The following is an 11,130-nucleotide window of genomic DNA, read 5'->3' on the forward strand; positions in this document are numbered from 1 at the left end:
CCTCAGAGGTCGGCGAAGAAGCGCACCGCATCCAGGTTGGGGATGTTGATCTGGGCGTCGGCGACCTCGCGCAGCACGGGCTTGGCGTTGAACGCGATGCCCACCGCGGCGGCGTCCAGCAGCTGGATGTCGTTCGCGCCGTCGCCCACGGCGATGGTCTGATCGGCAGCGACTCCGTCCGACTCGGCCCAGGCGCGCAGCATCGAAGCCTTCACCGAGGCGTCCACGATGGGGCCCAGGATGCGTCCGGTCAGGCGACCGTCCACGACCTCCAGCTCATTGGCCAGGTAGTGATCGATCTCGTGCTTGGCCATCAGCGGCTCGAGCACCTGGCGGAAGCCGCCGGAGACGATGCCCACGGTGCACTCGGCGCGGTGGAAGGTCTCGACCAGGACCGCGGCGCCGACCGTGGGGCGCAGCTCCTGGGCGACCTCGCCGATCACGGAGTCGGGCAGGCCCTCCAGCAGGGCGACGCGCTCGCGCAGCGACGCGGCGAAGTCGAGCTCCCCGCGCATGGCGCGCTCGGTGATCTCAGCGACGTGGTCCTGCACTCCTGCCTTGGCGGCCAGCAGGTCGATGACCTCCTGCTGGATGAAGGTGGAGTCCATGTCCATGACGAGCAGCTTGCGGCGCTCGGGATCCAGGATCGAGGCGGGGACGACGCTGACGTCGACGTCGTCCCACAGGGAGGAGAGGGGATCTGGTCGCACGATCCGGCGAGCCTCGTCCAGGGTCAGGCCCGTGAACTGCGCGTAGGCGGCGTTGTAGCCGTTGAGGTCTCCATCCGCCGAGCCGCCGCCGGAGGCGCTGGGCGTTACGCGGACGCGGCCGGGGGACTCGATGTCGCCCCCGGCCTCCTCGATGGTCTCCATGATCTGCCCGACGGTCTCCGGATGCGGTGTCCGTGCCAGGGCGATCAGGGCGAGTTGCTCGGTCATGGCGGCGAGTGTAGCGGCAGTGGGCTTGTCATCCGGCATCGATGACCGAGCGGTTCGCACTCGGCAGGCATGCCAGCGGGGTTAGAGTGGCCATCATGAGCGCAGCCCTGTCGATGACCGATGTCGATCTCGTCCGCAGCGGGAAGAACCTGCTGGATCAGGTGAGCTGGTCCGTGCAGGACAGCGAGCGCTGGGTGGTCCTGGGGCCCAACGGCGCCGGCAAGTCCACTCTGCTCTCCCTGGCCTCGGCACGTCAGCACCCCACCCGCGGCACCGTCGAGATCCTGGACGAGACCCTGGGCCGGGTGGACGTGTTCGAGCTGCGTCCGCGGATCGGCCTGACATCTTCGCACCTGGCGGATCAGATTCCCGGCGGGGAGACCGTCGCCGACGTCGTGCTCACGGCCGCCTACGGCGTGGCCGGGCGGTGGCGCGAGCGCTACGACGAGGCCGACACGCAGCGCGCCGCGCAGCTGCTGTCGGACTGGAACCTGCAGGGACTGGCCGATCGGAAGTTCGGCTCGCTGTCCTCCGGCGAGAAGAAGCGCGTGCTGATCGCCCGCGCCCTGATGACCGATCCCGAGATCCTGCTGCTCGACGAGCCCGCCTCCGGGCTGGACGTGGCCGGGCGCGAGGACCTCGTGACGCGGCTCGACGAGCTGGCCGCCTCCGAGCTGGCCCCTGCCGTGGTGATGGTGACCCATCACCTCGAGGAGGTGCCCCCGAACTTCACGCATGCCCTGCTGCTCAGTGAGGGCCGCGTGGTCGCCGCCGGTCCGGTGGGCGAGGTCATGACGCAGTCGAATCTCTCGGAGACCTTCGGCATGCCGCTGAAGCTCGTGCGCGTGGGCGATCGCTTCGCCGCGTTCCGCCGCGACTGATCCGGTCCTCTCGATGGAGTGGATCTCCGGGCTGCTCGAGTCCTTCGAGTTCACCTGGTGGCAGGCGGGGCTGATCCTCGTGGCCGGGGTGTGGGCCGGTCTGATCAACACGATCGTGGGCTCCGGCACGCTGGTGACCTTCCCCGTGCTGGTCACCATGGGCGTGCCGCCGGTGACGGCCACCATGTCCAATGCCATGGGCCTGATCGCGGGCAATCTCACCGGGGCCTGGAACTACCGCGCCGAGCTGCGCGGGCTGCGCGGCACTCTGCTGAAGCTGCTGCCGTGCTCCATCGCCGGCGGTGCGATCGGCGCAGGGCTGCTCATGGTGCTGCCCGAGGAGGTCTTCTCCTATGTGGCGCCGGTGCTGATCGTCGTCGCGCTGTTCTTCGTGGTCTTCCAGCCCAAGCTGCAGGGGATCGTGCGGCAGCGGAAGGAGGCTCAGGCTCAGGAGATCGCTGACGCCGCCCGGGCCCATGGCGAGGAGCCGGCACAGCTGGATCCGGACTCCCTGCCGCAGCCGTCGATCCTCTACGTGCTCGTGTTCATCGCCGGCATCTACGGCGGCTACTTCGTGGCCGCGCAGGGCGTGCTGCTGCTGGGGATCCTGGGCGTGTTCCTGCTGGCGTCCATGCAGTCGGCCAATGCCGTGAAGATCTTCCTGGTGGCCGCGGTGAACATCGTGGCCGCCGTGTCCTACATCCTCTTCTCCTTCGAGCGCATCGACTGGTGGGTCGTGGTGCTGATCGCGATCTCGTCGTCGGTCGGCTCGTGGCTGGGCGCCAAGGTGGGCCGCCGGCTCTCTCCGGTGGCTCTGCGCACGGTGATCGTCGTCCTGGGGCTGGCCGCCCTGGCCAACATGGTGAGGCAGGTGCTGTGAGCCAGCAGATCCCCCCGTCCTTCGACGAGCTCGGCGCGCGGTTCCCGCAGCTGACGGTCCTGAGTGATCCGGCCGATCCTCGGGTGGCGGACTACACCTCGCTGACCGACGTCTCGCTGCGCCGCAAGCTCGAGCCCGAGCGCGGGATGTACCTGGCGGAGTCCTCCAAGGTGCTGCGTCGGGCGCTTGCGGCCGGGCATCGGCCGCGGTCGTTCTTCATGTCCCGCAAGTGGGTGCTCGATCTGGCCGACGTGCTCGACGCCCACCCCGAGGTCCCTCTCTATGTGGGGGAGGACGAGGTGCTCGAGGGCGTCACCGGGTTCCACCTGCACCGCGGGGCGCTGGCGGCCATGCAGCGCCCGGAGCCGCTGCCGCTGGCCTCGGTGCTGGCCTCGTCGCAGCGCGTGGCGATCGTGGAGGACGTGGTCGATCACACCAACCTGGGGGCGATCTTCCGCTCGGCGGCGGCCCTGCAGGTCGATGCCGTGCTCGTGACCCCGCGCTGCGCCGACCCGCTCTACCGCCGGGCGATCCGGGTGTCCATGGGCACCGTCTTCCAGGTCCCGTGGGTGCGACTGGAGCACTGGACGGCGGATCTGCAGCAGGTCAAGGACGCCGGTTTCCTCACCGCCGCCATGGCGCTGGAGGATGACTCCCTGTCCCTGGACGAGCTCGGCACCCGTGTGCGGGAATCGGGGGAGAGGCTCGCCCTGCTGCTGGGCACCGAGGGCCACGGGCTCACGCCGCCTGCCATCCACCACGCCGATCTCACGGTGCGGATCCCCATGTCCCACGGGGTGGACTCGCTGAACGTGGCCGCGGCGTCTGCGGTGGCTTTCTGGGAGACGCGGCCGGCCTGAGCCGCCTCCGGTCGGCACTGCGGCATCCTGACCGGCCGCCGTCTCCGCGGACCGGCGACGCTTCAGCCTTGGCGCAGCTCCGTTCCCGTGTGCTCGGCGAGTGCTGCGATCAGCTCGTCCTGGAAGGCCTCGTCGTGGACGAGGCCGCCGACCTGGATGCGCTCGTGCCCGTCCCGCCCTCGCCCTGGATCCCCGAGGACGTCACGCACTGGGAGGTGCGGTGGTGCCTGGCTCACATCGCGGCCGAGGTCGCCCGTCATGCGGGGCACGCGGACCTTCTCCGGGAGACGCTGGACGGGAGGGGCTCCTTCGAGCTCAATGATGCGGCCGACCGGGAGGCCTGAGGCGCGAGCACCCCATCCTCGCCCTGGGAACTGGTGTTCCCATGAGCGTCATATTCGTCTTGTGCTGTCGTACACCTCTTCTAGCTTCGAAGCATCGATCGGACGACGATCGGGACAGGCGGGACGCGGGAGAGCGGAGGACATCATGGGGCTGCTGACGCAGGGCGTGGAGGTCGAGTGCGGGAGGTCGGGGGCCCCTGTGCGGGTGCTCTGGGAGGGGCGGGTGCACAGCGTCGCGGAGGAGCCGGTGCGCTGGCATCGGCGTCGCTCGTGGTGGGTGGATGGGCATCGCGCCCCGCGGGACACGGAGGTGGTCGATCAGGAGATGTGGCGCGTGCAGGTGCGGCTGAGCCCGCGCGCGGCACTGATCACCCTGGAGCTCGTGCACACCATGGAGACCGGGCGCTGGCGCCTGCTGCGGGCCACCACGGAGACCGGAGGCGGGGTGATCGATCTGCCCCTGCGGCGCCAGGAGGCCCTCGCTCAGCAGGCGGCGGGGCCCTCAGGGGTCGAGGACAGGATCGGCGAGCTGCGGGCCCTCGACTCCGCCTCGTGAACCCGACGCCCTCGAGCCGCCTGCGGTGAGTTGACTCTGGTTCGAACATAGTTTCGAATACGGGGGTGACCTTCACCCATCTGCATGTGCGCACGGCCTTCAGCGCGCACTACGGCGTCGCCCGCCCGGAGGCCCTCGTGGCCGCCGCCGCGGCCGACGGCGCCGATGCCCTGGGGTGCACGGATCGCGACGGCCTCTACGGGGCGGTCAAGCATCTGGGTGCCTGCCGGGCTGCGGGCATTGACCCCATCCTGGGCGTCGATCTGCGGGTGGGGGACCCGGACGGCGAGCGCTTCCACCGTGTGGTGGTGCTCGCTGCCGGAGCCGGGGCCGGAGTGGAGCCGGGGGAGGGCTATGCCGCGCTGTGCCGGCTGATCTCGGACGCGCACCGGGTGGAGGCGGCGGAGCAGACCGGCGGAGCAGCGACTGGTGAGCGCGGTGACGGTGCAGCCGGTGACGGTGTGGCCGGGGCGGGTGCACGGGGAGACTCCGGCGGCGGCGCCCGGACAGGCGCTGCGCGGCTGCGCTCGCGGCTCGGGTCGGGGCCGAGCGCCTCGTTCCTGCCTGGGATCACCAGGCAGCAGCTGCGTCGGCGGGCGGTCCCGGGGGCCTTGGGAGACCCCGGGACCGGCTCCTCAGATGGCACCTCGTCCGCGCAGCACAGCGCAAAGTCAGGAGCAGCAGGCACGGCCGCTGAGGCGAGGGCGGGAGCCCCCGTTCGGCTGGTCGTGCTGCTGGGCCCGGATTCGGATGTGGGCAGGCTGCTGGCGGCCCGTCGCTATCGCAGCGCTCGGCAGGCCCTGGCCCGCTGGAAGCAGCTGCTGCCGCCACAGGCGCTGGCCCTGGAGGTCGTGCACCATCTGGCGGAGCCCGGCGCCCCGGGGAGCGCGGGCCACGCCGCCCGGACCCTGCGGATCGGCGTCGAGTCCGGAGTGCGCTGCGTGCTCTCCAATGCCGTGCGCTATCTCGATCCGCAGGACGCGGCCACCGCCGACGTCCTGGACGCCGCCCGCACCCTGACCCCGCTGGCCCAGCTGGCAGCGGGGGAGACCGACAGCGAGTCCCTGCAGCCCAACGGCCAGGCCTGGCTCAAGCCCGCCGCGCAGATGGAGGACCTGGCCCGCGACACCGCCCGCAGCGCGGACCTCGGCGCGGCAGGGGTGAAGGCGCTGCTGGGCGGCACCGCCGAGGTCGCCGACCTCACCCGCCTGGACGCCGCCGCCGACTGCGGCTGGGGCAGACCGGTCGTGCCGGAGGCCTCGGTGCTGGGCCTGAGCTCCCCGGCACCCCGGGAGCTGCGCCAGCGCTGCCAGGCCGCCGTCGCCCGCTGCTACCCGCAGGCCGCCCCCGGCTCACCGGCCTGGCAGAGGGTGCAGGAGCGCCTGGAGCACGAGCTGGCGATCATCGAGCACCTGGGCTTCGCGTCCTACTTCCTCACCGTCGCCGAGGTCTCGGACATGATCGGGCAGATGGGGGTGCGTCGGGCTGCCCGCGGCTCGGGCGTCTCCTCGCTGGTCAACCACCTGCTGGGCGTCTCCCAGCCGGATCCGCTGGAGCACGGGCTGATCTTCGAGCGCTTCCTCTCCCGGGACCGCTCGACCCTTCCGGACATCGACATCGACGTCGAGTCCGCCCGCCGCCACGAGGTCTACGACCGCATCTTCGAGCGCTTCGGGGCCGAGCGGGTCTCGCTGATGAGCATGCAGAACGCCTACCGCGCTCGCGGAGCCGTCCGCGACGCCGGCCTGGCCCTGGGCATGGAGCCGGCCCAGGTGGACACGATCGCCAAGCAGCTGTGGCGCTTCTCGGCCTCGTCGTTCCGGGAGGCCCTCGAGGAGAAGCCCGAGCTGGCCGAGTTCGCCCAGCAGGTCGCCCAGGACAAGCAGCTGGACCTGCTGGTGGACGTCGCCGAGCGCCTGGACCGGCTGCCGCGGCACATCTCCATGCACCCGTGCGGGGTGATCCTCTCCGATCAGTCCCTGCTGGAGCGCACCCCCGTGCAGGCCTCCGGGCTGGGGCTGCCCATGAGCCAGTTCGACAAGCACGACATGGACCCCATGGGCATGCTCAAGCTCGACGTCCTGGGGGTGCGCATGCAGTCCACGCTGACCTACGCGCTCGACGAGATCCAGCGCCTCGAGCTGATCCGCGCCCGTCGTCGCGATGAGGAGGATGAGGCCGCCGTCGTCCCGCCGCGCATCGACCTGGAGGCGGTGCCGCGGGACGACCCGGCGACCTTCGAGCTGATCCGCTCCACGCACACCCTGGGCTGCTTCCAGATCGAGTCGCCAGGTCAGCGGGAGCTGATCGGCAAGATGGCCCCGGAGAGCTTCGACGACCTGATCGTGGACATCTCCCTGTTCCGTCCCGGGCCCATGCAGTCGAACATGGTGCGGCCGTACCTGGATCAGCGCCACGGCTTCGCCACGGTGCCCTCGATCGACCCGCGCCTGGACCCGATCTTGGCCGAGACCCACGGCGTGACGGTCTTCCACGAGCAGATCCTGCGCATCCTCGACACCGTGACCGGCTGCGGGCTGGCCCGGGCCGACGAGCTGCGCCGCAAGCTCGGCGGCCCCGAGGAACCGGACGTGGAGCGCTTCGTGCGCGAATCCGCCCGCGCGCAGGGGGACTGGAAGCCCGCGGTGCTCGATCAGGTCTGGGAGATCCTCTCGGCCTTCGGCTCGTTCGGCTTCTGCAAGGCCCACGGCGCGGCCTTCGCCGTGCCCACCTACGAATCCGCGTGGCTGAAGGCCCATCATCCAGAGGCCTTCCTGGCCGGGGTGTGGGAGCACGACCCCGGCATGTACCCCAAGCGCCTGCTCGTGGGGGAGGCCCGACGCATGGGCATCCCCGTGCTGCCCGTGGACGTGAACCGCTCCGATGACCACCACCGCGTGGAGGAGCTGGCCCCGGAGGAGGGCCTGGACGCTCAGGGGCGCCGCCGGCTGGGCATCCGGCTGTCCCTGCGCGAGCTCAGCGGCGTCTCGGAGGCCGAGATCGCGCGCCTGGTCGCCGGGCAGCCCTATGCCTCGCTCGGGGACCTGCGCGCCAGGGCTCGGCCGACCAGGCGCTCGCTCGAGCGCCTGGCCTCGGTGGGCGCGCTGGACGGGCTGCTCGAGAGCTCCGGCAGCACGGCCAACCGCGCGGACCTGGTCCAGGCCATGCGCCACCGAGCCGACGCCCGCCCGTCCGCCGTCCGCCGCGAGGTCTCCGGGCAGCTCGAGCTGCCCCTGGGCGATCCGGAGCTGCGGGGCCTGGTGCCGGGCCTGCCGAGCCCCAGCACCGAGCAGACCGTGCGCGCCGAGCTCGACCACATGGCTCTGGACGTCTCCGCCCACCTGGTCGACAGCTACGCCCCGCTGCTGCGCCGACTGGGCGCCACCGCCGCGGGCGATCTGCTGGAGCTGCGCTCGCAGGCCGAGGTGCTCGTGGCCGGAGTGCGGGTCTCCACCATGACCCCGCCCATGCGCGGCGGGAACCGCGTGGTGTTCATCAGCCTGGACGACGGCAGCGGGACGGCCGACTGCGCGTTCTTCGACGAGGCGCAGCGATTGTCCGGGCCGGTGCTCTTCGGCACGCGGCTGCTGCTGGTGCGCGGGACCACCCGGCGCACCGGCCCGCGGGGGATCAGCATCACCGCGCTGCAGGCCTGGGCCCTGACCCGACCGGACCTGGAGCAGCAGGTGGCTGCCGCTCGGGAGCGCAGCGAGAAGGCAGGCGGCTCGGAGCCGGGCCGTCCGCGTCGCCGCGTCGGCTGACGACGCTCCGAGCTCTGCACCGCACCAGCGGCCGCCGCAGACGCCGCCCGGAGGCGGATCCGCTCAGCCGCGGGGCATCTCGTCGCGGATCGACTGCAGGGCGGGAAGGGCCTCGTCGATCATCTGCTCGACGCTCTGGCCGATGTCCAGGACGTAGCCGGTCTCGTCCTCCGTGAGCGCCTCGAGGGTCTCCATCTGCGAGTTCAGCAGCGCCGGGGGCATGAAGTGCCCGCTGCGCCCTTCGATGCGGGCGGTGAGGACCTCCAGCGAGCCGTGCAGGTGCAGAAAGATCGTGCTGGGGGCCGTGGTGCGGATGCGGTCGCGGTAGACGCGGCGCAGCGCCGAGCACGCCATGACCACGCCCTCACCGGAGTCCTCGGCCTCCTGCAGGCGTCGGCCGACGATGTCGAGCCAGGGCCAGCGGTCCTCGTCATCCAGGGGAGTGCCCGCGGCCATCTTCTTGACGTTGTCGATCGGATGCAGATCATCGGCGTCCACGAACGGCACGGACTTGGCATCGGCCACCAGGGCGCCGATGGTCGTCTTGCCGGATCCGGAGACCCCCATCACGACGACCACAGAGGTGGGCCTGGCAGCTTGCTCGTTGGCGACCATCACAGAAGTTCCTCTCCAGTTCCTCTCCTCGGTGCTCGGCGGAGGCATCGTCGCCTCCCGCGGCAGACCGCCCGCCAGGCTACGGCCCGGTGGGCGGTTCTCAGCGGACTTTCCCCCGTTTGCACGGGGGCGGCGCCGCAGGCGGCTCAGCGCGAGCCGGAGCCCTGACCGTCCGGGGCGCTCGGCGGGATCCCGTCGTGCTCCGCATGGTCGGCTCCGTCGGCGGACGACGGGGCAGCGGCGGGCGAGGCGCCTGCGGCACCGCGAGCGGCCTCCATCTCCTGGCGAGCTGCCGTCGGCAGGATGCCGGTGTCCTTGCGGGTGCCCAGGTCCAGCAGGATCTCCGCGGTGAACTCCCCGGCCAGGCCCTTGGCCAGCAGGCGATCGGCCTCGGCCTCGTCGAGCTTGAGCGTGAGGGCATCGTGGGTGCCGTGATCCGAGGACACCGCCCCCCCTGGTCGATGAAGTAGCGGCGGCGTTTCTGCATGGCGCGCTGGTAGCCGGCGTAGCCGCTGAGCCCCTCGCCGGCCTCGTCGATCTTCGAGTCGTCGATGCCGAACACGTTGACGAACGACGAGCGCAGTCAGTAGCCCGTGGCGGTGCCGTCGAAGTCCTTCCAGTGCCGGCAGACCATCCGCCACGACTCCCGGGGATCCGTCTCGGTGCGCCCGCCCACGCGCAGATCCGCCAGGTCCTCCCCGTTGGCGTGCTGCAGCCGCGTCAGGTAGCGGTCCGGGCTGATGAACAGGTCCGCGGGGTCCCGGAACGTGGTGTCGTCGGCGATCATGGCCGGCGGCACATGGCCGTGCGGGGACACGATGGGCAGGTGCTCGACATCGGCCAGCAGGCTGCGCGCGATGGTGCAGGCGGTCCGGATGAGATGCGATCGACTCTGATGACATGCTCCCCAGCCACCGCGGCCGGGTGATGGCCCGACAACGGGTTGCCGTGACTTGCTGATCCTCGAACGCCTCCGGAGCGACCCACGGCGTCAGGATGCAAGAATGAGCAGATGGCTTATCGAACCCAGGTTCTCGGACTGCTCGCAGACCCCGGCGTGCCCCAGAAGGTCATCGACGCGCTCGCCGGCAGGATCGCCGAGCAGCTCACCCGCAGGACGGGCACGCCCTGGGAGACCGAGGTCAGCGATGTGACCTTCCCCCTGAACGACGACGGCACCGTGCCCTTCAGCGATCGCGCCCCGGACATCCTGGACCGCCACGGCTGGCGCTACCTGGTCTATGCGACCGATCTCCCGCGCGCCCTGGACGGCGTTCCGGTCGTCGCCGAGGTCGACAAGGCAGGCCGCTCGGCCATGGTCTCCCTCCCGTCGCTGGGCGCGGTGGGGCTGAAGTCCTCGGCCCTCGAGCTGATCGTGGATCTGGTGGCCACGAGCGCCCGCGACGCGCACAGCCCGGTCGAGGGCGATGAGCTCATCGAGGCGCTGCGGCTCTCCCGACTGGTCTCCCGAGCCGGGCTGGAGGAGGGCGTGCACTACCTGGTGCGCCCGGGCCCGACGGCTCGGCTGCGCCAGGTCTCGGGCATGGTGCGCGCCAACCGCCCGGGACGTCTGATCACGGCGCTGGGCGGCGGCATCGCCGCAGGTATGGCCTCGGGTGGGTTCGGCGTGTTCTTCGGCAGCATCTGGAGCCTCTCCGTGGCACTGAGCCCGGTGCGGCATGTGCTGATAGCGGCCATCATGATCGTGACCTTCACCCTGTGGCTGATCACGAGCAACAAGCTATGGTTCCGAGACCGTGCGGCCACCGGCTCGGGGCGAGCGCTCGTGGAGAACATCGCCACGTTCGTGACGGTGCTGCTGAGCATCATCGCGTTCTTCGCCGTGCTGTTCGCCGCCCTGGGGCTGCTCTCGCTGATCGTGATCGACGTCGACTTCCTGGCCGGGCATCTGGGCTACGCGCCCGGGCCGTGGGACTACATCGCCATCACGTCCCTGTCCGTGTCCATGGGCATGCTCGCCGGCGCCCTGGGCTCCAACTTCGACGACGCCGAGGCCGTGCGCATCGCGACCTACTCCAAGCGCGGCCAAGAGCAGCGCGAGAAGCTCGACGAGTACCGCGACGAGGAGGATGAGCAGCAGGACCAGCAGGATCAGGACGAGCAGGCCGACCGGGAGGACAAGCATTCCGAGAACCGCTCGGACCCCAAGGCGCAGCGCACCAGCGAGGGCCGCAGGCGGAGGCAGGAGGATCGGGACCGGCGGCACTGATCCGCGCTGGAGCTCGATGCTCCCGCAGCATGCAGCAGGGCCCGTCGCCATCACGGCGGCGGGGC

Annotated in this window: 11 protein-coding genes; 7 read left to right on the forward strand and 4 right to left on the reverse strand. The window is 71.1% G+C overall.

Annotated features, from left to right (window positions below; translation table 11 throughout):
• Positions 1 to 2: 2 nt before the first annotated feature.
• Positions 3 to 938 (reverse strand): phosphoserine phosphatase SerB, encoded by a 936-nt coding sequence (serB, locus tag M3E84_RS11670; protein ID WP_259896390.1) that lies wholly within the window; start codon positions 936 to 938, stop codon positions 3 to 5.
• Positions 939 to 1,033: 95 nt separating this feature from the next.
• Here serB and M3E84_RS11675 point away from each other — a divergent pair, with 95 nt between their 5' ends.
• The 6 genes from M3E84_RS11675 (at position 1,034) to M3E84_RS11700 (ending at position 8,220) form a co-directional block, all read left to right on the forward strand.
• A complete protein-coding gene (locus M3E84_RS11675; protein WP_024290429.1) occupies positions 1,034 to 1,819 on the forward strand; it encodes an ABC transporter ATP-binding protein in 786 nt (261 codons plus the stop codon).
• 13 nt (positions 1,820 to 1,832) lie between these two features.
• A complete protein-coding gene (locus M3E84_RS11680) occupies positions 1,833 to 2,699 on the forward strand; it encodes a sulfite exporter TauE/SafE family protein (protein WP_259896391.1) in 867 nt (288 codons plus the stop codon).
• A 50-nt stretch (positions 2,700 to 2,749) separates the two neighbouring features.
• On the forward strand, positions 2,750 to 3,559 hold the full coding sequence (locus tag M3E84_RS11685; protein ID WP_259896401.1) for an RNA methyltransferase: 810 nt from the start codon (positions 2,750 to 2,752) through the stop codon (positions 3,557 to 3,559).
• Positions 3,560 to 3,627: 68 nt separating this feature from the next.
• Positions 3,628 to 3,903 carry a DinB family protein gene (locus M3E84_RS11690; protein ID WP_259896393.1) on the forward strand — a complete coding sequence of 92 codons (276 nt, stop codon included), beginning with the start codon at positions 3,628 to 3,630 and terminating at the stop codon, positions 3,901 to 3,903.
• 145 nt (positions 3,904 to 4,048) lie between these two features.
• Positions 4,049 to 4,459 carry a hypothetical protein gene (locus M3E84_RS11695; protein WP_024290424.1) on the forward strand — a complete coding sequence of 137 codons (411 nt, stop codon included), beginning with the start codon at positions 4,049 to 4,051 and terminating at the stop codon, positions 4,457 to 4,459.
• 65 nt (positions 4,460 to 4,524) lie between these two features.
• Positions 4,525 to 8,220, forward strand: a complete 3,696-nt coding sequence (locus M3E84_RS11700) for a DNA polymerase III subunit alpha (protein ID WP_259896395.1) — start codon at positions 4,525 to 4,527, stop codon at positions 8,218 to 8,220.
• 63 nt (positions 8,221 to 8,283) lie between these two features.
• On the opposite strand, the gene M3E84_RS11705 is transcribed toward M3E84_RS11700, so the two are convergent.
• The 3 genes from M3E84_RS11705 to M3E84_RS11715 all read right to left on the reverse strand — a co-directional run bounded on the left by M3E84_RS11705 (position 8,284) and on the right by M3E84_RS11715 (position 9,796).
• Complete coding sequence (locus tag M3E84_RS11705; RefSeq protein WP_259896397.1) at positions 8,284 to 8,835, reverse strand: gluconokinase; 552 nt, start codon at positions 8,833 to 8,835, stop codon at positions 8,284 to 8,286.
• Between the two features lie 146 nt (positions 8,836 to 8,981).
• Complete coding sequence (locus M3E84_RS11710) at positions 8,982 to 9,281, reverse strand: hypothetical protein (protein WP_259896399.1); 300 nt, start codon at positions 9,279 to 9,281, stop codon at positions 8,982 to 8,984.
• A gap of 137 nt (positions 9,282 to 9,418) precedes the next feature.
• Complete coding sequence (locus M3E84_RS11715; RefSeq protein WP_311200474.1) at positions 9,419 to 9,796, reverse strand: glucuronate isomerase; 378 nt, start codon at positions 9,794 to 9,796, stop codon at positions 9,419 to 9,421.
• Positions 9,797 to 9,847: 51 nt separating this feature from the next.
• On the opposite strand from M3E84_RS11715, the gene M3E84_RS11720 reads away from it, so the two are divergent.
• Positions 9,848 to 11,065 (forward strand): hypothetical protein, encoded by a 1,218-nt coding sequence (locus M3E84_RS11720; RefSeq protein ID WP_259896400.1) that lies wholly within the window; start codon positions 9,848 to 9,850, stop codon positions 11,063 to 11,065.
• The last annotated feature ends 65 nt before the right edge of the window (positions 11,066 to 11,130 follow it).

This window comes from Kocuria sp. p3-SID1428 (assembly GCF_025149945.1).
GTDB lineage: Bacteria > Actinomycetota > Actinomycetes > Actinomycetales > Micrococcaceae > Kocuria.